This is a genomic window from Enterococcus sp. DIV0546 (genome assembly GCF_051712785.1).
Lineage (GTDB): Bacteria > Bacillota > Bacilli > Lactobacillales > Enterococcaceae > Enterococcus > Enterococcus faecalis.
Map to the genome: position 1 here is coordinate 2,079,431 of NZ_JBIOPO010000001.1, position 24,000 is coordinate 2,103,430.

The 24,000-nt window shown below is 37.3% G+C and carries 23 protein-coding genes and 1 riboswitch; of the genes, 6 read left to right on the forward strand and 17 right to left on the reverse strand.

The window, feature by feature from the left end; genetic code table 11:
- Window positions 1-10: 10 nt before the first annotated feature.
- The 5 genes from IGJ24_RS10045 (at window position 11) to IGJ24_RS10065 (ending at window position 4,648) form a co-directional block, all read left to right on the forward strand.
- Window positions 11-649 (forward strand): helix-turn-helix transcriptional regulator, encoded by a 639-nt coding sequence (locus tag IGJ24_RS10045; RefSeq protein ID WP_002381503.1) that lies wholly within the window; start codon window positions 11-13, stop codon window positions 647-649.
- Window positions 650-854: 205 nt separating this feature from the next.
- On the forward strand, window positions 855-2,207 hold the full coding sequence (locus IGJ24_RS10050) for a Mur ligase family protein (protein ID WP_002362254.1): 1,353 nt from the start codon (window positions 855-857) through the stop codon (window positions 2,205-2,207).
- Window positions 2,197-2,889 (forward strand): type 1 glutamine amidotransferase, encoded by a 693-nt coding sequence (locus IGJ24_RS10055; protein ID WP_002356583.1) that lies wholly within the window; start codon window positions 2,197-2,199, stop codon window positions 2,887-2,889. Before IGJ24_RS10050 ends, IGJ24_RS10055 begins: the two co-directional genes overlap by 11 nt.
- A gap of 114 nt (window positions 2,890-3,003) precedes the next feature.
- Window positions 3,004-3,048: riboswitch (PreQ1 riboswitch) on the forward strand.
- A gap of 77 nt (window positions 3,049-3,125) precedes the next feature.
- On the forward strand, window positions 3,126-4,100 hold the full coding sequence (locus IGJ24_RS10060) for a nucleoside hydrolase (RefSeq protein ID WP_129193733.1): 975 nt from the start codon (window positions 3,126-3,128) through the stop codon (window positions 4,098-4,100).
- A 2-nt stretch (window positions 4,101-4,102) separates the two neighbouring features.
- Window positions 4,103-4,648, forward strand: coding sequence for an ECF transporter S component (locus IGJ24_RS10065; protein ID WP_129193734.1), 546 nt, complete (start codon window positions 4,103-4,105; stop codon window positions 4,646-4,648).
- Between the two features lie 55 nt (window positions 4,649-4,703).
- Here IGJ24_RS10065 and manA read toward each other — a convergent pair whose 3' ends face one another.
- The 10 genes from manA to licT all read right to left on the reverse strand — a co-directional run bounded on the left by manA (window position 4,704) and on the right by licT (window position 17,467).
- A complete protein-coding gene (manA, locus tag IGJ24_RS10070) occupies window positions 4,704-5,675 on the reverse strand; it encodes a mannose-6-phosphate isomerase, class I (protein WP_289865635.1) in 972 nt (323 codons plus the stop codon).
- Window positions 5,676-5,716: 41 nt separating this feature from the next.
- The gene (locus IGJ24_RS10075) at window positions 5,717-6,760 is read right to left on the reverse strand and encodes a serine hydrolase domain-containing protein (protein WP_016626744.1); all 1,044 of its coding nucleotides are present in this window, start codon (window positions 6,758-6,760) and stop codon (window positions 5,717-5,719) included.
- Window positions 6,761-6,889: 129 nt separating this feature from the next.
- Window positions 6,890-7,759, reverse strand: a complete 870-nt coding sequence (locus tag IGJ24_RS10080; RefSeq protein WP_025191864.1) for a VOC family protein — start codon at window positions 7,757-7,759, stop codon at window positions 6,890-6,892.
- Window positions 7,760-7,921: 162 nt separating this feature from the next.
- Window positions 7,922-9,790: an ABC transporter ATP-binding protein gene (locus IGJ24_RS10085; protein ID WP_002359616.1), complete on the reverse strand. Its 1,869-nt coding sequence runs from the start codon at window positions 9,788-9,790 to the stop codon at window positions 7,922-7,924.
- Window positions 9,787-11,514, reverse strand: coding sequence for an ABC transporter ATP-binding protein (locus IGJ24_RS10090; RefSeq protein ID WP_289865633.1), 1,728 nt, complete (start codon window positions 11,512-11,514; stop codon window positions 9,787-9,789). Before IGJ24_RS10090 ends, IGJ24_RS10085 begins: the two co-directional genes overlap by 4 nt.
- Before the next feature lie 20 nt (window positions 11,515-11,534).
- Complete coding sequence (locus tag IGJ24_RS10095; protein ID WP_002367146.1) at window positions 11,535-12,212, reverse strand: TetR/AcrR family transcriptional regulator; 678 nt, start codon at window positions 12,210-12,212, stop codon at window positions 11,535-11,537.
- A 148-nt stretch (window positions 12,213-12,360) separates the two neighbouring features.
- On the reverse strand, window positions 12,361-12,930 hold the full coding sequence (locus IGJ24_RS10100) for a guanylate kinase (RefSeq protein ID WP_104845872.1): 570 nt from the start codon (window positions 12,928-12,930) through the stop codon (window positions 12,361-12,363).
- A gap of 181 nt (window positions 12,931-13,111) precedes the next feature.
- The gene (locus IGJ24_RS10105; protein WP_002362575.1) at window positions 13,112-14,557 is read right to left on the reverse strand and encodes a glycoside hydrolase family 1 protein; all 1,446 of its coding nucleotides are present in this window, start codon (window positions 14,555-14,557) and stop codon (window positions 13,112-13,114) included.
- A 24-nt stretch (window positions 14,558-14,581) separates the two neighbouring features.
- Window positions 14,582-16,462, reverse strand: a complete 1,881-nt coding sequence (locus IGJ24_RS10110; RefSeq protein ID WP_048737933.1) for a beta-glucoside-specific PTS transporter subunit IIABC — start codon at window positions 16,460-16,462, stop codon at window positions 14,582-14,584.
- 162 nt (window positions 16,463-16,624) lie between these two features.
- Window positions 16,625-17,467, reverse strand: coding sequence for a BglG family transcription antiterminator LicT (gene licT, locus IGJ24_RS10115; RefSeq protein ID WP_002359608.1), 843 nt, complete (start codon window positions 17,465-17,467; stop codon window positions 16,625-16,627).
- A 301-nt stretch (window positions 17,468-17,768) separates the two neighbouring features.
- Between licT and IGJ24_RS10120 the strand changes: the two genes are divergently transcribed.
- Window positions 17,769-18,395: an FMN-dependent NADH-azoreductase gene (locus IGJ24_RS10120; protein ID WP_002367152.1), complete on the forward strand. Its 627-nt coding sequence runs from the start codon at window positions 17,769-17,771 to the stop codon at window positions 18,393-18,395.
- A 61-nt stretch (window positions 18,396-18,456) separates the two neighbouring features.
- Here the strand turns inward: IGJ24_RS10120 and IGJ24_RS10125 are convergent, their stop codons facing one another.
- The 7 genes from IGJ24_RS10125 to atpD all read right to left on the reverse strand — a co-directional run bounded on the left by IGJ24_RS10125 (window position 18,457) and on the right by atpD (window position 23,988).
- Entirely contained in the window at window positions 18,457-19,626 is a 1,170-nt protein-coding gene (locus tag IGJ24_RS10125; protein WP_129193738.1) for an AI-2E family transporter, read from the reverse strand.
- Between the two features lie 4 nt (window positions 19,627-19,630).
- On the reverse strand, window positions 19,631-19,999 hold the full coding sequence (locus tag IGJ24_RS10130) for a PTS glucitol/sorbitol transporter subunit IIA (protein WP_002356567.1): 369 nt from the start codon (window positions 19,997-19,999) through the stop codon (window positions 19,631-19,633).
- Between the two features lie 127 nt (window positions 20,000-20,126).
- Window positions 20,127-20,303: a DNA-directed RNA polymerase subunit beta gene (locus IGJ24_RS10135; protein WP_002356564.1), complete on the reverse strand. Its 177-nt coding sequence runs from the start codon at window positions 20,301-20,303 to the stop codon at window positions 20,127-20,129.
- 13 nt (window positions 20,304-20,316) lie between these two features.
- Window positions 20,317-21,618: a UDP-N-acetylglucosamine 1-carboxyvinyltransferase gene (gene murA / locus IGJ24_RS10140; protein ID WP_002356562.1), complete on the reverse strand. Its 1,302-nt coding sequence runs from the start codon at window positions 21,616-21,618 to the stop codon at window positions 20,317-20,319.
- A gap of 102 nt (window positions 21,619-21,720) precedes the next feature.
- Complete coding sequence (locus IGJ24_RS10145; protein ID WP_002367155.1) at window positions 21,721-21,957, reverse strand: DUF1146 family protein; 237 nt, start codon at window positions 21,955-21,957, stop codon at window positions 21,721-21,723.
- A 188-nt stretch (window positions 21,958-22,145) separates the two neighbouring features.
- Window positions 22,146-22,565, reverse strand: a complete 420-nt coding sequence (locus IGJ24_RS10150) for a F0F1 ATP synthase subunit epsilon (RefSeq protein WP_002356559.1) — start codon at window positions 22,563-22,565, stop codon at window positions 22,146-22,148.
- Window positions 22,566-22,581: 16 nt separating this feature from the next.
- A complete protein-coding gene (atpD, locus tag IGJ24_RS10155) occupies window positions 22,582-23,988 on the reverse strand; it encodes a F0F1 ATP synthase subunit beta (protein ID WP_002356558.1) in 1,407 nt (468 codons plus the stop codon).
- Window positions 23,989-24,000 lie beyond the last annotated feature (12 nt).

A 24,000-nucleotide genomic window follows, 5' to 3' on the forward strand; every position in this document is an offset into this window, starting at 1 on the left:
GAGCTTATTTATGTTATCCGACGAAAAACTTACTTTTTTAACACAAATTGCTAAAGGTTTAGCTGGTCAATTTGGGGAAAACTGCGAAGTCGTTATCCACCAAATCAATGAAGACAATATTAACAACTCTATTGTTTCCATTGAAAATGGTCATGTCTCTTCTCGTCATCTGGGCGATGGACCTTCTCAAGTAGTCTTAGAAGCCTTAAAAAAAGACCCTAGTGAGTTGAATGATCATATTAACTATCTGACCCGCACCCATGATGGTCGTATTTTAAAATCTAGTACAATGTATTTTAAAGATGAGAATGGTCAACTCGATGGTATTTTTGCTATTAACTACGACATCACTACATTGATTGCTGCAGAGTCGAACTTAAAATCTTTGATTTCCACTGCAGAACCTGAAGAAGATAAAGACCCTGATTACATTCCTCAGGATGTTAATGAGTTGTTAGACGATTTAATTCACGAATCAGTCAAATTAGTTGGTAAGCCGGTCCCATTAATGACGAAGGACGATAAAATCAAGTGTATTCAATTTTTAAATAATAAAGGCGCCTTCTTAGTCACTAAATCTGGGGACAAAGTTTCTAACTTCTTCAATATTTCTAAATATACGCTATACAGTTATATTGATGCGAAATAAAAATGGAAATCAATGGACGATTTGTTGTTAAGACAAGTCGTCTATTCTCTTTTTTCCTTCACTATTCTACTTTTTCTAAAAGACTTTTTAAATAATAGTAAGAAAAAGTAAAAGGAATTAATTTTTTATTTTAGTTATGGTATGATAGATTGAGTTTAATTTAAAATAACGAAAAATTAAAGATATAGAAATTGGGGGACAACAAATGGGGATTCGAAGTCATTTAGCAATTGCTGCAGGAAAAACTTCGCAATGGGTTTTACAAACATTTTTTAAAGGCGGCAGTAGCTACCCAGGGAAATTAGCCCTAAAAATCGATCCTAAAATTTTAGATACATTGGCAAAAGACTATGAAATTGTCGTAGTCACTGGAACGAACGGCAAAACATTGACAACTGCTTTAACTGTTAACATTTTACGCCAAGAATTTGATGAGGTATTAACAAATCCAACGGGTGCTAACATGGAGCAAGGAATTGTCTCTACTTTTTTAAATGCCAAGGCGAAAAAAGGACAAAAGAAATTTGCGGTGTTAGAAATTGATGAAGCAAGTTTAAGCCGCGTCACTAAATATATTCAACCAAAATTATTTGTTTTTACGAATATTTTCCGCGACCAAATGGATCGCTATGGTGAAATTTATACGACGTATCGCTTAATTATGGAAGGCGCCGCCGCTGCTCCTGAAGCAACTATTTTGTGCAACGGTGATTCGCCAATTTTTAATTCAAAAGAAACTGTAAATCCTCGCAAATACTATGGATTTAATCATTTACCACCGAAAGAGCAATTGGCTCATTACAATACAGATGGGGTTTTATGTCCAAAATGTAATCATATTCTTCATTATAAAATGATTACGTATGCTAATTTAGGTGATTACTATTGCCCAAATTGTGGCTTCAAACGCCCTGAATTGGATGTGCAGTTAACGGAAATGGTCCGGATGGATAACACATCTGCTGATTTTGTGATTGATGGCGAAGAATACGGCATTGCTGTTGGTGGGATGTATAATGTTTATAATGCGCTAGCAGCCACAGCGGTAGCAGAATATTATCAGGTGGCACCAGATAAAATCCGAGCAGGTTTAGCTTATGATGAAAAAGTTTTTGGGCGTCAAGAAACTATTAAAGTTGGCGATAAAGAATGTACGTTAGTTTTAGTAAAAAATCCCGTTGGTTTAAATCAGGTCATTGATATGATGGGCTTAGCCCCTTACTCTTTCTCGCTGGTTTCATTATTAAATGCCAATTATGCAGATGGAATTGATGTCAGTTGGATTTGGGATGGTAATCATGAAGCCTTTGCTGATATGGACATTCCAAAAGTAATTGCTGGCGGTGATCGCCATGAAGATATGGCCTTGCGTTTAAAAGTTGCGGGTATTCCTGAAGAAAAATTACTAGAAATTCCTGATTTGGAGCAAGTAATTTCAGAAATTAAAACGTTGCCGACAGATCATGTCTATATTTTGGCAACCTATACTGCTGTTTTGCAATTAAGAAAATCATTAACAGCCCAAGGGTATATTCAAGGGGGAATGAATGGTGTCTAAAGAATTAGTCGTTTGTCATTTATATGGCAACTTATTAAATACTTACGGAGATAACGGAAATTTATTGATGCTTAAATATTTAACCGAAAAAATGGGCGTTACCTTCCGATCAGAAATTATCAGTATCTACGAACCGTTTGATCCCGAAAAATATGATTTAGTCTTTGTTGGTGGCGGTCAAGACTTCGAGCAACTGATCATCTCAGAAGACATTCAGAATAAAAAAGAAGCTTTGACTTCTTATATTGAAAATGACGGCGTCTTGTTAGCTATCTGTGGTGGTTATCAACTTCTAGGACATTACTATGTCGGCGCACAAGGCGAAAAAATTAAAGGAATCGGTGCGTTAGATCATTACACTTTGAGCCAAGACAACAATCGTTTCATTGGTGATATTGAAATTTATAATGAAGAATTTGATGAAACGTATTATGGTTTTGAGAATCATAACGGCATGACTTTTTTAGGCGAAGGTGAACGACCTTTAGGAACAGTCAAACAAGGCAAAGGCAATAACGGTCAAGATAATGGCGAAGGCGTTGTCTATAAAAATGTGTTTGGCTCCTACTTTCACGGTCCAATCTTAGCACGCAACAAAAATCTAGGGATTCGGTTAATTCGGACCGCTTTAGAGAAAAAATATGGTGAACCGATCGCTATTCCTGAAACGCTTTATAAATAAAAGAAGAATCTAGTTCCTACATATAGGACTAGATTCTTTTTCATTTCTCCGACAACTATTTACATCTTTACAAAATATAGTAAGATAAAGAGGTGCATTTAAAATCGAGAATTTCTCGGACTGGTTCGGAAACTTCCCAGAATAAAAAACTAAGTATCTCTCAATACTAACTCAAGTCATAGCTTTTTTAACAAGAGTTATCATTTGCAGTTAACGAAAAAGGAGGATTGGAAAAAATGCAAAAAGTAATTATTGATTGTGATCCTGGAATTGATGACACGCTTGCTCTCTTGTATGCACTTGCTTCACCAGAGCTAGATGTCCAAGCGATTACAGTTGTTTGTGGAAATGTCCCTGTGGAGATTGGCGTGGGAAATGTTTTTAAATGTTTAGAAAAAGTTAATCGCTTAGATATTCCTGTCTACCAAGGGGCTGCTAGCCCTTTAAAACGGCCATTTGTTAGTGCACAAGATACACATGGCATGGATGGTTTAGGTGAAACATATTTCCCCAGAACTAGCAAAATCCAAGCACAAGCGCTTTCCGCTGCCGACTATTTAGCACAAACCTTTCAACAAGCCACCGATTGTTCAATCATTGCCCTTGGTCCTTTAACAAACATTGCGTTGGCTTTAAAAAAAGAACCTCTTCTGGGGCGAAATCTTCAACGTTTTGTCTCAATGGGTGGTACCTTTAAAAGCCACGGCAATTGCTCTCCTGTTGCAGAATTTAATTATTGGTGTGATCCTGATGCAGCAGCTTGGGTTTTTGAGAAATTAGGTGCAAAAATCGAAATGGTCGGCTTAGATGTCACACGAGAAATTGTTTTTACACCAACAATTCTCAATTATTGTCAACGACTCAACCCCAAAATGGGGAATTACCTCGCTGAGATTACTCAATTTTATTTTGATTTTCATTGGAAATATGAACGTATTTTAGGGTGTGTTATCAACGATCCCTTAGCGGTTGCTTATTTTATTGATCCTACGCTCTGCCAAGGCTTTTCCAGTTACGGACAAATTGTTCCTGACGGCATTGCTATGGGGCAATCAATGATCGATCAGTATCATTTCCAGCAGCAACCAGCCAATTGTCATGTCTTGACTACGGTTGATAGTCAACAGTTTTTCGTGAAGTTTCTATCCATTCTTTTAAATGTACAAATAGATGAGATCGAAAGAGATTTCAAAAATTTAAGGATGGGATAACCATGAAAAAAATAACACCACGAATCATTACAATTATCGCTTTTAGTGTTGCTTTAAATTACCTTGGCAGTACCATTGCATTGCTCCTTCGCTTACCAATCTATCTTGATAGTGCGGGAACTATTTTTACAGGTGCGTTATTAGGCCCACTCTTTGGCGCACTGACAGGTATTTTAACAAGTCTACTAACTGGATTGACAACGGATATCTTTTCTCTGTATTATTCACCTGTCCAACTCTGCACAGGAATTTTAGCAGGTTTGCTCCTTCATCAGCAGTTAAAAGTAACCAAATTACCATTTAAAACGTTGTGGTTAACGATGCCAGGAACAGTGATTTCTTCCTTAATCACAGTTTGTTTATTTGGTGGAATTACTTCTGCTGGCTCCAGCATAATTGTCCAATTTTTATATGGTTTAGGCTTAAATCAGTTAGCAAGCGTCCTGTTGGTTCAATTGATAACAGATTACGGGGATCGTCTGCTATCAGTCATCATCGTCACAGCTGTTATCGCTGCCTTACCTAAACGTTCCTTTATAACAAAATAAACTGTTTTAATGCCAAAAAATGAGGAAATCATCTGTTGATGATCTCCTCATTTTTTTAGCGACTGCCAGGTTCTGAAGCTATAATCGTTAGATCACCTTCAAAACGCCAGCTCGGAATATCTGTTGGAAAGATAAAGCTATCGCCTTTTTTCAAATCAAAAGTAGCCACATCTGCTTTTGCAGCATCTTCTGTAATCAATCGACCCACACCTTCAATAACTGTTGCTAATGTATAAGGTGCTTGTTTTTTAACTTTTAGAATCCCACTGACACGCCACTCATAAACATTAAAGAAATCTGTTTTTACATAAGTAACAATGCTTGATTGTCCTTGATTTTCTTGTTGAATAGAGAGGTCAGGATCCTTTGCCGGAACGGTTGTCACATCAATGGATTGTTGAATATGCAATTCCCGGGTCTTTCCTTGATCATCTGTTCGATCATAATCATAAACCCGATACGTAGTATCACTGCTTTGTTGCGTTTCTAAAATTAAAATACCCGAGCCGATGGCATGAATAGTGCCGCTTGGTACATAATAAAAATCGCCTTTTTTCACTGGTACTTTTCTTAAAAGATCGTCCCAGCGACCTTCTTCAATCATTTCTGCAAGTTCTTCTTTTGTTTTCGCGTGATGTCCATAAATGATTTCAGCGCCAGGTTCTGCATCAATAATGTACCAACATTCAGTTTTGCCTAGCTCGCCTTCATGTTTTTGACCATATGCATCATCAGGATGAACTTGCACGGATAAATCATCTTCAGCATCTAAAATTTTCGTTAATAATGGAAAGACAGCGCCACCTGCATGGCCGAATAACTCTTGATGGTCTGCCCACAATTCATCTAATTTTTTTCCTTTAAATTCGCCATTTAAAACAGTACTAACGCCATGTGGATGTGCACTGATTGCCCAATCTTCACCAATTTTATCGTTCGGTAAATCGAAACCAAATAGCGTGTGTAGACGATTGCCACCCCAAATTTTTTCTTGAAAAACAGGTTGTAAAAATAATGGTTCTTGCATTGACTGTGACCTCCCAAATTGAATTCGCTCTCATTATATCACTAAAAACTAGTCATTTCATCTGAAACTGATGATTTCTCTTTTAAATAGGTTGCCAACAACTGATCTCTTTCTTCGATATAAGTGTTCCGGTGGTCCTCTGGATGGACTCGATTAGATAAAAAGATAAACGCTGATTGTTGTCGCACATCAATTAGCAAAAAAGTGCCTGTATAGCCTGTATGGAATAATAATGGCCGTTGCGTAGCTACATCATATTTAAAATCCCAGCCTAGAGAACGTGGTTTATCTGCAGCTGGCACTTGGTTAACTAGTAACAAATCAATTGTCTCTTTTTTCAAGAATTGGTGATTGTGATAACTGCCTCGATTTAAATACATTCGAACAAATTTTGTTAAATCATAGACATTGCTAAACAAACCAGCATTCCCTGCATGTTCCCGTAAAACGAATGCCTTAGGATCATGGGTTGCACCTCGAATCAACCCTCTTTGTTCATGTAATTCTGTTGGCACACAGTTTAAAGGATTCTTTGGTAGAAACGTACTTTCGTTCATCCCTAAAGGAAGCAATACTCGCTCAGATAAAATTTCTATCATTGATTGTTGGAACATTTCTTCTAACATAAAGCCTAATAAAATAGTCCCTGCATCTGTATAGACGACTTTTTCACCTATTGCTTTGCCTGCGTGAAAGGAATGATTGTAGGCGTCTTTTAATTCTTGGGCATTCAGCTGATCACGATTAGGAATATAGCCTTGTAAATCTGCCGTATGTGTCAACAAATGCCGGATTGTAATATTAGAATCTTGAAAAGAGGGATAATAAGTTTGTAATGATTGATCTAGAATAATTTTTCCTTCTTCCACTAATTGCAAAATAACGGTGGTAGTGCCGACTACTTTGGTTAAAGAAGCCACATCAAACAGCATGGCCGAGGTTAATTGTTCTTTGGTGGGTTTTACTTGTGCGAGTCCCCAACAATTGCTCTCCTCTTTTTCACCTTCAATGAAACAAAAACTAGCGCCCGAAAAAACACCTTTTTTCATCATTTTTTGAATTTTCCACTTTGTTTTTTCGTACATTTTTTCACCTTCTATTTTTAATATTAAAGGAAAAGTCTAGAATAAGTCCCGAACAAAAGCAGCGTTAAACTTTTATTCCGACTTTATTCCAGACTTGCTAAAACAAGCTTATTTTGTCTGTCTAAGCGTTTATTTTAAGACAAACCACCATTCCAAGCCAATTGGATCAAACACAGTGACAATCGCTTTTTTCTGGTCAATAAAGAACTCTTGATTTTTTGCCGTTAATTGTTGCTCCATTGCTAAAATATGGTCTTGATCAGAGAGCTTAATGGTAAAGAAATCTAAACCTAAGTGTGGATCAGGTAATTGATCCACTTCACTTGTTTCAGGTTTTTGGAATCCAATAGTTGCTTTGCCATCTTCTAAAACAAATTGATCTTTTTCATTGCGTTTTAAACCCAGAACTTCCTCATAGTATGCTTTTATTTCTTTTTGATTGTTTGTTTTTAATTGCACATGCGCTAAATATGAGCCAGCGGCTAACCCTTGATGTGGCTCTAAGTCCTCACTGATAAGATCTTTAAGCACAATTGGTTGCTTTTCAGAAGTCGAATTTGCTGTTGCCTCATCGTGAAAAATCTCAAATTGATTGCCTTCAAGATCAGTAATGAACATGCTTTGTCGTGTGCCAATTTGGAAACTTTCATCAATTGGGTAGTCTTGCTCAAGCACTCGTTGAGCAATTTGTAAAAATTCTTTTTCCGTAGGAACTTTAATTGAAAAATAAGCCATTTGCTTTTCTTCATTATGAAAATCTTCGGCTTTTCTAGTTTCTTCTAAAATTAATAATTGCGTTCCTGCTTCACGTGTACCCCAGATAGACAGGTTATTTTCTTCTGACTTTAAAACAAAACCCATTACTTTTTTATAAAAGTCGACCATTTCGCCAACTTTTTTCGCACGAATGGCAATTGTTTTTAATGTCGCAGCTTTTTCTAATTGAAATTCAGTCATTTTTTTTGTTACCTCCATTTTCTTCTCTCCCATTTTATACATCTCTTGCTATTTCATCAAGTAATATCCTGTTTTTCTCAAAAGAAAATAGAAATTTTTCAATTTCGCTAACTTTTTGTCAAAAAAATAAGGCTTCAGGAACCAGTCTTTACGACTATGGTTCCTGAAGCCTTATCATGAATTACTATTTTTTTGCTTCGCCTTTTAGGCTACTTCTTCTGAAAACTGACTGTTATATAAATCAGCATAAAAACCATTTTTTGCCATTAATTCATCGTGGGTTCCTGTTTCCACAATTGAACCTTCTGCCATAACGATAATCGTATCAGCATCACGGATAGTCGACAAGCGATGAGCAACTACAAAGCTGGTCCGATTTTCCAATAAACGATTCATTGCTGCTTGAATCAGTATTTCTGTTCGAGTGTCCACACTTGAGGTGGCTTCATCCAAAATTAAAACGTCTGGATTTGCTAAGAATGCTCGAGCAATTGTAATTAATTGTCGTTGACCTTGAGAAATATTGCTGGCTTCTTCATTTAAAATCGTTTGATAGCCTTCTGGTAATTTTCTGACAAAATCATCCACATGGGCTGCTTTCGCCGCACGGATCACTTCTTCTTCGCTCGCTTGCTCATTACCATAATGAATATTGTCATAGATACTTCCAGTGAACAACCAAGTATCTTGAAGAACCATTGAAAAGTGTGCTCGCAACTCTTCGCGAGATAAATCGCGCGTATCAACGCCATCATATTTGATGCTGCCACTACTAATATCATAGAAGCGTTCCAATAAGTTAATTAGGGTTGTTTTCCCAGCACCTGTTGGGCCCACGATTGCGACCATTTCCCCAGGTTTAACATTTAAATTGAAATCTTTCATTAATAATTTCTCTGGTGAATAGCCAAAAGCAACATGTTCAAAAGAAACACGATAAGGACTATCTGTTTCCACTGGTATGCCAGAAGGTTCATCCACCATTTCTTCTTCATCTAATACTTCAAAGACACGTTCTGCCGAAGCAACCGTAGCTTGGATTGTATTCATTAAATTAGCGATTTGAGTAATCGGTTGTGAAAATTGATTGGTATATTGAAGAAATGCTTGGACATCCCCTAAATCCATCATACCATTCGCTACTTTTACGCCACCAAGGACTGCAACAAACACGTAGCCTAGATTTTTGATAAAGTTCATTAAAGGCATAATGATCGCTGAAATAAATTGTGCTTTGCGACCAGCATGATATAATTTTTCATTTTCTTTTTCAAATACTTCTTGATCACTTTCTTCGTGGTTGAAACTTTTTACTACTACGTGACCACCGTAGGTTTCTTCGACTTGGTTATTCAATAATCCTAAGCTTTTTTGTTGAGCCGCAAAATGTTTTTGCGAGCGAGGCGCCACAACCATCACAACAATTAAACTTAATGGCACTGTTGCTAAGGCAATTAGTGTTAACTGCCAGCTAATGGTCAGCATCATCCAAAGTACGCCCACAAATGTCACGATACTGGTAATTAATTGGGTTAAGTTTTGTTGTAAAGTACTCGCAATATTATCCATGTCGTTAATTGCCCGCGACATGATGTCCCCATTACTATGAGTATCATAATAGGAAATTGGAACTTTGTTCATTTTCGCTTCTAATTCTTGACGTAATTCATAAACTGTTCGCTGTGAAACACGTGTCATAATTACTTGCTGCAAGAAATTAAAGACAGCAGAAATAAGGTACATGGCAATAACAATTAATAAAATTTGACCGATTTTGTCAAAATCAATTGGAAAAGATGTTATTTTTAAGCCTTGTTTCATTTCAGCAGCGCCTTTCATGACGCCTTTAAAAATTTCAGTTGTTGCCTGTCCTAATACTTTTGGTGTTTGAATTTGGAAAACGACGGCTGCGATTGCTAACACTAAGACAGCAATAATTGACAGCATTCGTTTAGACATGTACCGAAATAAACGTTTCACTGTTTTCCAGAAATTTTTTGGTTTTGGCCCTTTTGCGCCAATGTTGCGTCCTGGTCCCCCGCCCATTGGTCCGCCTTTTGGTCGACTACTCATGCAAGGTCCTCCTCTCTCAATTGAGAATGTACAATTTCTTGATACGTTTGGTTATTCGCTAATAACTCTTCATGCGTTCCTTTACCAACTAATTTCCCTTCGTCTAATACTAAAATTGTCGATGCTTCCATAACCGTACTTACACGTTGGGCTACTAAAACGACAATTGCATCCGTCATCTGCTCTTTTAAGGCTTTTCTTAAATTAGCATCTGTTTTGAAATCCAATGCAGAAAAGGAATCATCAAAAACATAGACATCTGCTGGTTTTACTAAAGCACGAGCAATAGCCAACCGCTGGCGTTGTCCGCCAGAGAAATTACCGCCGCCTTGTTCGACATGACTATCCAAACCTTCTGCCAATTCTGAAACAAACGCCTTCGCCTGCGCAATTTCTAAGGCTTGCCAAATTTCTTCATCGGTCGCATTTGGGGCGCCGTATTGCATATTTTCACGAATCGTTCCTGTAAATAAAACAGCCTTTTGCGGTACAAAGCCAATCATTTCTCGTAAATTATGCTGTGACGTATCTTTAATGTTTTTACCATTTAGCAAAATTTTGCCAGATTCAACATCATAAAAACGTGGCAAAAGATTAACCAGCGTTGTTTTCCCAGAACCTGTCCCACCAATAATCGCGACCGTCTCCCCAGATTTTGCTGAAAAATCTATATCTTCCAGTGCTAAGTTTTCAGCATGCTGGTAACGATAATTAACATGTTCAAACGCCAATGTTGCTTTGTCACCTTTTAGAGAGAGTAGTTCTGGATTGGGTACATCTTTGATTTCTGAATCAGTATTTAGCACCTCATTAATCCGATCAGCAGAGGCTTGCGCCCGCGGTACCATGACAAAAATCATGGATAACATCATGAAACTCATCAGAATTTGCATGGCATAAGTCATAAAGGCAATTAAGTTCCCTACCTCTAGTTGCATTTCCGCAATATAATGACCGCCAAACCAAGTGATTGCAATATTGGTACCACTCATAATGAGTGTCATTAAAGGAATCATCAAAGCGACAATCGTATTCACTTTAATCGCCGTTTGTGTATAATCCTTATTGGCTTCATCAAAACGTTGTTCTTCATAGTTTGCTTTGCCAAAGGCCCGAATCACACGAACCCCTGTTAGTCCTTCACGAAAAACTAAATTTAAACGGTCGGTTTTCTTTTGCATGCTTTTAAATAACGGAACCGCTAAAAACATGATACCTCCCACTAAAACAGCCATAATTGGTAAAACATATAGAAAAATTTTCGTTAATTGTGGGTCCTTGTTATACGCCATAAAACTTGCACCAATTAACGTTAAAGGTGCATTAATCATTAAACGTAAAAACATTTGTATAACCATTTGAATCTGATTGACATCATTGGTTGTTCGTGTAATTAGCGAAGCTGTCCCAAATTTGTCAAATTCATTATTAGAAAAATTTTCAACTTTTCGATAAATATCAGTCCGTAATTTTTTACCTAAACTTTGTGATTCTTTGGTGGCAAAAAAGGTATTTCCAATAGAAGCGACAATGCTAATCAAAGAAAAGCCTAACATGACAACTCCTGTACTCCAAATATAGTTAATATCTCCTTTAGCGACACCGTCATTAATGATATTAGATGTTAATGTGGGCAGATATAAATCTGCGATAATTTGTACGATCATAAATAAAACCGCTGCAAAGACCGACCATAATGACATCCGTTTGACTAGTTTAATCAACTAACTTCTCCTCCTTTTTGCTACTTATAAGCGCCATTTTTCAACCAATTTAATTTCATTTTTAATTGTTTGACTGCTTCAGTTGAATCATAGGCGGTATTTTCTCTTTGTTGACGATACCCGTCAACAATTGTTGAGAAAACGGCATGCATCGCCGTCTGCATGAACCATGTGAATTCTTTTGGCGTTTCAATGGTTAATTTCGAACGATCGATTATTTGATAAAGATGTTCTGCATAGGCAGCATGGCCTTTTCTTCCTCTATGCTTATGACAGTGCTGTTTCCTATTTTTTTCCTCTTCTCCAGTCGCTAAATTATCCGTCACCCGACGTGAAGCACGATAGTCCATGTTGACAAATAAATTCCGATAGAAAGAAGCATTCTCTCCAGTTAGTACTTCGACAATCATTTTGGAGAAATAGACATCCATGGCTTCGATTAAATCACCATTTTCCGCAATAATTTGTTTCTCTAAATCTCGTTCACTATTTTTTCTTAATGTCGCAAAGTAATAAAAATACAAATCTTCTTTGTTCTCAAAATATTGATAAAAGCTACCGCGCGGAATTTCCGCTAATTTAACAATATTTGCAATTGACGCTTCTTGTAAAGAATGGCGCGAAAATTCAATTTGCGCAGCATCTAATAAGCGTTGTTGCTTTTCTTCTGGCAAATGAAAAAACGTATTCGTAGGCATATTTGTGTTCCTCCCTTTTATGACACATTGTCATATGACACCATGTCATTATAGCACTCTCTATTCAGAATGCAAGTTTTTTACAAAAAAAAATCAAGCACCTAGCAAGACAAAATTGATGTTAGATTCTGTCTCACCAGTTGCTTGATTAATAATAGTGTTTGATGCATTCTTGTAACAAGTCAGCGACCTCTTTTATAGGTCCATTGGCATCTATTCGTTGATAATTAGGATATTGTTTCAATTGGTTTTTGATAAGAATTTCTTGATCATAAAGGTTTAAACGTTCTTCAATAATTTTAGGATCAGATTCTCGTTGCTTTAAACGTTGATAAATATTTTCTTTTGAAACGTCAAAAAAAACTGGAATGACGGACTCGCCGAAACGCTCAAAGACCGCTTGAAAGCCTGGAAAAGTTAACGCATTATAGGCTGGATGCTCTTTCGTTGTTTCAACGATGGCAGCTACACCGACACCGTAATAGTTTCCATGGTAAAAATCATACTCCACTAACTGATTGGTTTCAATCAAGGTTTGAAAACTTGCTTTTGTTTCAAAATAGTAATCCACACCATCCACTTCATCCAATCGTTTTTTCCTCGTAGTATGCGAGATAACTTTATAGTTTTTCGGAAAAACCTTACTTGTAATTGCGGTCTTGCCAGAACCACTAGGACCCATAATAACAAAAAATGGATGTTGTAATTGCTTAATCATTAGAAACGCTCCTCTCAGTTGTTTCTATTATAACGTATTGTGCACTATTTTGAAAAATTGACAAAAAAGAGCTTGGGCCAAAAATCACTTTGGATTTTTGGCCCAAGCTTAAAAATTAATAAACGGCGGGAACAGAAGCAACAACCTACTACGCTTATCTTGTTTTGTTTAATTACAATAACTAGTCTAAGTTTTGTCCATTAGTTTCAATAACTTGTTTGTACCAATTAAACGATTTTTTTTCATAACGGTTTTTAGTACCATTTCCTTCATCGTCTAAATCAACGTAAATAAACCCATACCGTTTACTCATTTCACCTGTGGAAGCACTGACTAAATCAATACAGCCCCACGGCGTATAGCCCATTAAATCGACGCCATCTGCAACTGCTTCTGCCATTGCTTCAATATGACGACGTAAATAATCAATCCGATAGTCGTCTGCCACATAGAAATTTTCGTCTACTTTATCAATTGCACCTAAGCCGTTTTCCACAATAAATAAAGGTTTTTGATAACGATTATATAATTCATTTAGGGCGATTCGTAAGCCTTCGGGATCAATTTGCCAACCCCATTCACTTGCTTCTAAGAAGGGATTTTTAACGCCGCCTAAAAGATTCCCATTTGCTGTATCGTTGGTAGTACCAGTAACATCGACAGCAGTCGACATATAATAACTAAAGCCAATGTAATCCACTGGGTATTCTTTTAATAATTCTAAATCTCCTTCTTCAATAACTAAGTCTTTCACAGCATATTTTTGATACATGCGTTCTGCGTATGCTGGATATTCACCACGAACTTGAACATCTGTACAATAATAATTAAACTCTTGGTTTTCAATCATTGTAGCAACTTGATTGACTGGATTCGAATCAATGCCATACGTTGTGGCATAAATAATCATACATCCAATTTGTAATTCTGGATTTAATTCATGGCCAATTTTTACAGCTTTACTACTTGCAACAAATTGATTATGCCATGCTTGGAAAATGTTTTGATAATCATTGGCTCCATTGCTTTTTACCAATCCTTGACTAAGTGCTGGGAAATGAAAAGCTGAATTAATTTCATTGAATGTCATCCAATAGTTAACTTTTTGGTGGTAACGTGTTAAAACAGTTTCCGCAAAACGTTCATAAAAGTCAACTAATTGACGATTTTTCCACCCGCCGTATTCTTTCGCTAAATGCAGTGGCATTTCATAATGAGAAATCGTAATTACTGGTTCAATGTTATAGCTTAAGCATTCATCGATAACCGCATCATAAAATTTCAAGCCGGCTTCATTCGGCTGTGTTTCATCTCCTTGTGGAAAAATACGCGACCACGCAATTGAAAATCGATAACATTTGAAGCCCATTTTAGCAAACAACGCAATGTCCTCTTTAAAGCGATCATAGTGATCAATTCCTGTATGATTAGGGTAGCGATATTTCGTTTCGTCAATCGTCCAATCAAACGCTTCATCTCCTAAAATAGCGAAACGTTGTTTTCCTCCCGGCATCGCATCTGCCACAGATAACCCTTTACCATCGGCTAAGTAAGCCCCTTCTAATTGATTGGCTGCGGTCGCACCGCCCCATAAAAATCCTTTTGGAAATTTTGTCGTTGTTGTCATACTTGTTCCTCCTCCAATTGTCTTTTATTTAATAATGGCTAAAAAGTCTTCACCATGTAACACGTCTGTTTGGTTCATATCCAAAACATCTAAATAATCATTCGTATTCGTTACCACAATCGGTGTAACTACTGGATAACCAGCTTCTTTAATGGCAGCAATATCAAAAGTAACCAGCAAATCTCCTTTTTTAACAGAATCACCTTGTTTCACTGATAATTCAAATCCTTTACCATCTAATTCGACTGTATCCATGCCAATATGCATTAATAATTCAACGCCCTCTGTTGTCGTCAAGCCAACAGCATGTCCTGTCGGAAATAATGTGGTGATTTCACCATCTGCGGGTGCATACAGTTTGCCTTCAGTCGGCTCAATTGCAACACCTTTTCCTAAAGCACCTGACGCAAAAACAGGGTCTTGTACTTTTTCTAGCGGTAAAATTTCACCTTGAAGTGGACTTGCTAAAATAATTTTGTCTTCTTGATTCGTTTTTACAGGTGCCACCATCTTATCAGTTTCTGTTTTTTCAGTTACTGTTTCTGAATTAGGTTGATCTTCAAAACGTAAGACAAACGTTAAGACAAACGCAATGATAAAGGCAATTCCGGCACCAATTGCACCAGTAATCATCGGTGCAGTATCTTTTGTCTCTGCAGGAATAAACCCAGGTAAGCTCAACATACTAACCAAGCCAAACGTAAAGTTTTTCACGTGATTCATAGCCACAAATGCACCACCGATACCGCCACCAATACAAGCTGCAATAAATGGTTTTTTCAATGGTAAAGTCACGCCATATACAGTTGGTTCAGTAATTCCAAAAATAGTTGTAATGCTTGAAGACAAAGCCAAACCTTTTAGTTTCACATTTTTTGTTAGGAAAAAGACAGCTAAAGCAGCCCCGCCTTGTGCAATAACGGCTGGTAATAACATTGGTACCATCGTATCGCCACCTTGTGTTAAGTTTAACATCATAATTGGTACAAAGCCCCAATGCATACCAAACATTACCAAGACTTGCCACAACGAACCCATTAATAACCCTGCGATAATTGGACTAAAAGCGTAAATTGCGTTGTATCCTTGTCCCAACCAATCGCCGATGACCGTCCCAATAGGACCAATAGCTAAGAAGGTAACAGGTGCCATAATAAGGAACACAGCTAACGGAACGCAGATAATTTGTAGAAAACTCGGAATTACTTTTTTGAAGAAACGTTCCACATAACTTTGTGCAAAAACAGCCAAAATAATTGGTAAAACCGAAGAAGTATAGCCACTTGGCCCAATAATCACTGGAAGACCAGCAAAGCTAATTGTTTTGCCTGCTAAAGCAGTAATGCTGGGATGAACTAAGGCCATCGCCAAAGCAACCGCTAAAAAGGGATTAGTATTGAATTTTTTAGCAGCCGTAAACGCTAACATAATTGGTAAGAAAGTAAATAAACCATCTGCAATCGAAAAGAGAACAAGATATACGCCTGAAGTGTCAGCTAACCAGCCCATAGTTACAGCCAATGTTAAGAAGCCTTTTAGAACCCCAGCGCCGGCCATTGCACCTAAAAACGGTGTAAAAATAGAAGAAATAATATCAATTAAACGGTTAAAGATATTTCCGCCACTTTCTTTTTCTCTATTATCAGAATCATTACCTAGTCCACTGTTGGCCATCAAATCCTTATACACATCACTAACGTGACTGCCAATAACCACTTGATATTGTCCTGCACTTTGAACTACCTGAATAACATCTGGGTCAGCATTCAATGCAGCTGTATCTGCTTTATTTTCATCTTTTAATTTAAAACGTAAGCGTGTAGCACAGTGAACAACACTATTAACGTTGCCTTCGCCCCCAACAGCTTTTAACACACGTGCTGCAATTTCTTGATTTTTACTCATCTCTAGATCCTCATTTCCATTAATTTTTAATATCAAAAAAACCTACATTGAAAAAGAGCCAGATCCTTCTCTTCACAGCTGCGCAGTCTGCGAAAATCGTTATCGGTTTTTTCAATCTAGGTTTTGCCTGCATTATCAGTAACAATCCGCGATTATTGGTTGTTATGCTTTTTTATCATTGACCACTCTTTGGATATGAATGGTTAAATAAATCATTTCCGCTTGATCAATTGGTCGATCATAGCTTTTTAATAAATACTCATTAATACGTTGGACCGCTTGAAACGCCTTAGGATACTTTCCTTGGACCAATGCAAAAAGAAATTCGTCCTCCTCATCATGCGCTTCTTGTTTTAAATAACGTTGCGCAAAATATTGAAGATGTGTAACAATTCGTTGATAGTTCAATGAATCTTCATCAAACACCTGTCCAAAGTAGCGACTAATAATCGTTAAAATATCACGAACCATCTTGGTTGCTTCCATGGTAACTTCCATATTGCCATTTCCTTGTTCAGCATTCACAATATGAAAAGCAATGAAGCCCGCTTCATTTTCTGAAAATTGAACTCCTAGCTTTTCAGCAATAATCGCTAATGCTTGCTTTGCGATTTCAAATTCTTTAGGATAAAATTTGCGTGTTTCGAATACAAGAGGATTCGGAATATCAATTCCTTCTTTGGCTCGAAGTAACGCATAGTGAATATGATCCGTTAAAGTTAAATAAATATTTGATGAAAGCTCAATCGCTAGCGTTGTTTCTGCTAAATCAACGATTTGTTTGACGACTTCTACTTCTTTGGTGGGGACGTCTTCAAACAGCTGCTGGAATTGCCCTGCCATAGCGGAGTCCTTTAACACGAATTCCTTTTCAACATAATCTGGATTGATCGTGTCTCCAATCTTCTTTTGAAAGGCTAAGCCGCGTCCCATATAAACAATTTCTTCGCCTTGCTCATTTCTTGAAAGCACGACATTATTATTTAAAACTTTTTCAATCCTCATGATGAATGCAACCTCACTTTTTTATAAAAAAAGCCCAGAATCCCTCCACTGATTGTGTTAATGGAAGACTCTGGTTTTGCCTGCAAAGCAGTAACAATCCTTATTTACAAAGTAATAATAGCATGCTTTTTTTTAATATGCAAGCCTTTCCAAAAAAATATTTTTATTTATTTTTTACTCTGTTGATCCATTTTAAAAAAAAGTTTACTAAAAGTAAAAAAAAGACTTGCTTTCTCTTACTTTTTATTAGTAAAATAGAGATGTTGAATTTTTAAACTATTTATTTTAAGGAGATTACACAATGTCAAAATTATTAGTTGTTAAAGCACATCCATTAACAAAAGAAGAATCACGCTCAGTTCGTGCGTTAGAAACATTTTTAGCTTCATACCGTGAAACAAATCCATCAGACGAAATCGAAATTTTAGATGTTTATGCACCAGAAACAAACATGCCGGAAATCGATGAAGAATTATTATCTGCTTGGGGTGCACTTCGCGCTGGCGCAGCATTTGAAACATTAAGCGAAAACCAACAACAAAAAGTGGCTCGTTTTAATGAATTAACTGATCAATTTTTATCTGCAGACAAAGTAGTAATTGCTAATCCAATGTGGAACTTAAACGTACCAACACGCTTAAAAGCTTGGGTAGATACAATCAACGTTGCTGGAAAAACATTCCAATATACTGCAGAAGGACCAAAACCTCTAACAAGTGGTAAAAAAGCCTTACACATCCAATCAAATGGCGGCTTCTACGAAGGAAAAGATTTTGCTTCTCAATACATTAAAGCGATTCTAAACTTTATTGGTGTTGATCAAGTCGACGGATTATTCATCGAAGGAATCGATCATTTCCCTGATCGCGCGGAAGAACTTTTAAATACTGCCATGACCAAAGCAACTGAATACGGTAAAACATTCTAAATTTTCCGAGTGATTTACAGCAAAAAGAGACAAGCAGTTCGTTCACTGCTTGTCTCTTTTGTTACGTAGATTCTTGTTGATCCGGCTTATCTTCATCATACAAACCGGAAACAATTTGGTACCACTCAAAAATGTGTGTAATTATCACCTTAGCTGCGGCATAAACAGGAATTCCTAAAATCACCCCGAAAATCCCAAATAGTTTACCAGACGTTAATAAAACAACCAAAATGGTGACTGGATGAATGGATAACTGACTGCCTAGGACAAGTGGTGAAATAAACCGACCTTCGACCGTTTGCTCAATGGCAAAAACAATCAAGACTTTAATTAACAAAGCTGGCCCACTGACAATTCCTAAAAAGACTGCTGGAATCATGGCTAAAAATGACCCTAAATAAGGGATTAAATTTAAAAAGCCTGCTGCAATACCTAAAGTGACTGCATAATCTAAGCCAATGACAGAAAAACCAATCATAAACATAATTGCCACTGCGAAAGCGACAGTTAACTGTCCTCTAATATAAGAAGAGACTTGATCATTGACTTCTGCAAGAACTTTTAAGGTTGGTTTACGCATCTTCACTGGTAAAAACTTCATTAAATATGGCGCTAAGTTTTTGCCATCTTTCAGTAAATAAAATAGAATAAACGGCATCGTAATGATGGCGACAAAGATCGTAGCCACCGCCCCAAAGAAATTACCAATTCCTTGTACTGTGAACGTTGAGACGTTTTTAATGATGGTACCTAACGAACTGACAACTTTATCGCCTGCCGCTTCAAGTTGTTCTCTAAATTGCGCGAAAAGTGGATCACTTAATATTTCCTGCGATTTTTGATCAATTGTATCAATATATTGAGGAAAATGATTTACAAAGCTGACAGATTGCTCACGAATTTTAGGAACGATTACAATACCACCCCAAATGAGTAGTGCCACAATTAAAATAAATAGGCCGATAATACTCCATACACGTGAGATTTGTTTTTTCTCTAAATAATCGACAATCGGATTTAATAAATAATATAAAATCCCCGCCATAATTACTGGTAAGCCGACAACGCCAAAAAACTGCCAGACGGGCTTAAATAAATAAGAAACTTTCGTAAAAGTTAGAATAATTAACAGCACCAATAAGACAATCAGTAAGGCTGTTACTACTTGATTATTTAAAAACCAACGCCAAAACCAAGACAGGCGTTTATCAGTCGTTTGTTTTTTATCCATTGATTCACGCTCCATTTACTAAATAATCAATTGTTGTTCCAATAGTTATCTTTGGTAACTGATGGGGCGTTAAATAAACACCATTTCGGATAACATCATCCTCATCGGTTGGTGCATCAGCAAAGATTAAAGTGCTATGAGCGATACTTTGCAAGTTACTATTGGCAAAAGAACCCACTTTTGTGATTGTATAATTTGTATCGCCAATTTTCAGATGATCTCCTTCTGCCAAGGTAACTTGGTCTTTTTCTGGGAATGATTGAATAACTGCATGTTGCTTCAAGGTATCGGTCGCAGTTTCTCCAAAAAGAATAATCATTTTTTCTGAATCATCGATTGCATGTTTGCCTATTTCTGTTACGGTTGCTTGCATCTTCCATCCCACTCCTTCATTATCTTACTTCTATTATTATAGCATAGAATAAAATAGATATTCAGGAAAAAGAAAAGGCGGTGAACAATCGTCAATTGACTTTTGTTCACCGCCTTAAAATAAGTTTTTATTTAAAGAAGTTCATAATATGAGTCCAAATTTTTTCATCAAAGACATCCATTGGATTCCCATTTCCAATCAATCCATAACCAATCATTGTTCCCACAACAAATAAGATAATGACTAACGAAATGACCACTAGAATTTTCAATAATGTTACTAAAATATAGCGAAATGAACTCATACGTTTGACTCCTTTAGATTACTGTCGTTGCTTGTTTTTCTTCAATTTTTTCATCATTGACACGTTCAACGTTCGCGCCTAATTTTTGAAGTTTTTTATGGAACTCATAATAGCCACGATCTAAATATTTCAAATTAGAGACACGTGTAATGCCATTTGCACGTAACCCTACTAAAATCAATGCGGCAGCTGCCCGTAAATCAGTGGCTTCCACTGCTGCTCCTTGTAACTCGTTGCCACCATTAATAACGGCAATGTTGCCGTCAATTTTTAAGTCAGCGTTCATTCGACGCATTTCCTCTAAGTGTTGGTAACGATTTTCAAAGACTGTTTCTGTCACGATGCTTGTTCCTTCAGCAAACATTTGGATTGCTGTCATTTGCGCTTGCATGTCTGTTGGGAAACCAGGATGCGGCATTGTCTTAACATCTGTTGGTTTTAGATGTTTTGGTCCAATTACACGGATGCCATTTTCTTCTTCTTCAATGATTGCACCCATTTCAGTTAATTTAGAAATCAGCGGACGATTATGTTCAGAAATTGCTTCTTCAATTAAAACATTGCCCTCAGTCATTGCTGCAGCTACCATGAACGTACCTGCTTCAATTCGATCTTGAACGATTGAATGCTCTACGGCATGTAATTTATCGACGCCTTCGATACGCATCGTTTCTGTCCCAGCACCGATAACATTGGCACCCATTTTGTTTAAAATGTTTGCTAAGTCAACGATTTCAGGTTCACGAGCAACGTTTTCAATGATGGTTGTTCCTTTCGCACGAACAGCAGCCATCATAATGTTTTGCGTAGCGCCGACACTTGGGAAGTCTAAGTAAATAGTGTTACCGATTAGTTCATCCGCAATTGCTTCAATATAACCATTTTTTTGGATGATTTTTGCACCTAATGCTTGGAAGCCTTTTAAGTGTAAATCAATTGGTCGTTTGCCAATGGCACAGCCACCTGGCATTGCCACTTTGGCATGGCCATTACGAGCCAATAAAGGTCCCATTACAACGATAGAAGCACGCATTTTACTAACGTACTCATAGTTTGCTTCAATCCCTAAAGGTTGTGTTGCGTCTATTGTTACTTCATTCGCGTCTTCATCAAAATCAATGGCTACATTCAAATGCTTAATTACTTGATTCATTGTAAATACATCAGATAAAATTGGTACATTTTTTAAAGTAGTAACGCCTTCTTCAGCTAAAAGAGTAGCTGCTAAAATTGGTAAGACAGCGTTTTTGGCGCCTTCAATTTTTACAGTTCCTTCTAATTTTGTATTACCACCATGAACAATAATTTGTTCCATTTTGTTCCCCCCAAAAAAATGAGAATAGGTATTCCTATTCAAAATCTTTACTATTATACCATTATTCAACTAAAAATTGTACCTTTTTTTATTTTTCAATTTTTAAGGAAAATACACAATGAAAAGATTTCGACAAAGCGCAATCAATTCTAAAGCAAACGAGCTAACTGTGTATCCGATAGCGATGGCTAAAAATACCATCAGCATTCTAATTTGCGGTGTAAATTGGGTTTTGAAAAATTGCTCAATACGCAATGATTGCAACGCCCAAAAACTTATGTAAATGAACATAAGATGACTAACGATTCGAACAATAGCATCTACTCCATAGTATTGCATAAGGAGCCTCCTTTTTTCTAACGTAGGAACATTTTATCACAAAATAATAAAAACCGATAATTAATCCACTTGAAATGCCAAAATTTGACACTATTTATTAAAAAATACGAAGAAATAGAGTTTAAGGCAACTGACTCAATAGCAAGCGCCTTAAACTCTACAAAAGTGACTGAATCCTTCAGCCTTTTTTACCCATGTTTCGATACGTTGATCCGGTTGATTGCACGATGCAAAGCAACAGTCGCACGACGTAGTTGATCGCGGTCATCTTTTGCTTTGGCTTCTTCAATTAAACGTTCTGCTCGTTGTTTTGCTCGTTCAGCACGAGGTACATCGATATCTCGTTCACGTTCGGCACTATCGGCAATAATAGAAACGACATTATCACGGACTTCCATGATACCACCATTTACAGCTACCCAGTCAACATGTGTATCTGAATCGGTCCGTTTGATGCGGACTTCATCAATCGCTAGCGGAACGATGATTGGCGCATGTTTTGGTAAAATACCAATTTCACCATCTGTTGTTTTCGCCACAACGATTTTTGCATGGTGGTCATAAACTAGACCATTAGGCGTTACTACATTCACAGTAAGACTATCCATTGTGTTTGCCGCCTTTCTAGTAGTTTAATTGTTTCGCTTTTTCGATGGCATCTTCAATTTTACCGACACTACGGAAGGCTTCTTCTGGCAGATTATCATGTTTACCTTCAAGAATTTCTTTAAAGCCACGAACTGTTTCCGCAACTGGTACATAAGAACCAGGTTGACCTGTAAATTGTTCAGCAACGTTAAAGTTTTGAGATAAGAAGAATTGAACACGGCGTGCGCGACCAACAAGTACTTTTTCGTCATCTGATAATTCGTCCATCCCTAAAATAGCGATGATATCTTGTAATTCACGGTAACGTTGTAAAATATGTTGCACTTCGGTAGCCACTTCGTAGTGTTCTTCTCCAACAATTTCAGGAGCCAAGGCACTAGAAGATGAAGCTAACGGATCTACCGCTGGATAAATCCCTTGTTCGGTTAATTTACGTTCCAAGTTAGTTGTTGCATCCAAATGGGCAAACGCTGTTGCTGGCGCTGGATCGGTATAGTCATCGGCTGGAACATAGATTGCTTGAATAGAGGTAATTGATCCTTTTTTCGTTGAAGTAATCCGTTCTTGTAATTGTCCCATTTCAGTCGCTAAGGTTGGTTGGTAACCAACGGCTGACGGCATCCGACCTAAAAGGGCAGAAACTTCTGAACCGGCTTGGGTGAAACGGAAAATGTTATCAATAAATAATAGCACGTCTTGTCCTTCCACATCACGGAAATATTCAGCAATCGTTAACCCAGTTAAGGCCACACGCATCCGTGCACCTGGTGGTTCGTTCATTTGACCAAAAACCATGGCTGTTTTTTCAATAACGCCTGAATCTTTCATTTCATAGTACAGGTCGTTCCCTTCACGTGTCCGTTCACCAACACCAGTAAAGACGGAAATCCCTCCATGTTCTTGGGCAATATTATGAATTAATTCTTGAATTAAGACGGTTTTACCAACACCGGCACCACCGAAAAGTCCGACTTTACCACCTTTTAGATAAGGTGCTAATAAGTCAATAACTTTAATCCCTGTTTCTAAAATTTCATTACTGGTACTTAATTCATCAAATGCTGGCGCTTTTTTATGAATCCCACTACGTTCAGCATCTGCAGGGAATGGCGCTTCTAAGTCAATTGTGTCTCCTAAAACGTTAAACACACGACCCAATGTATCTTTACCAACAGGAACTGAAATTGATTTTCCTGTATCGATAACTTCCATTCCACGTTGTAAACCATCTGTCGATTCCATGGCGATAGAACGAATCACTCCATCACCTAGTTCTAAAGCGACTTCAAGTACTACTTTTTGTTTTGCTTCGCCATTTTTATAAACGACTAAAGCGTTGTTAATATCGGGTAAGGATTGATCTAATGAAAATTCCACGTCAACAACGGGACCGATTACTTGAACAATCTTTCCTGAACTCATAATTTCTTTCCT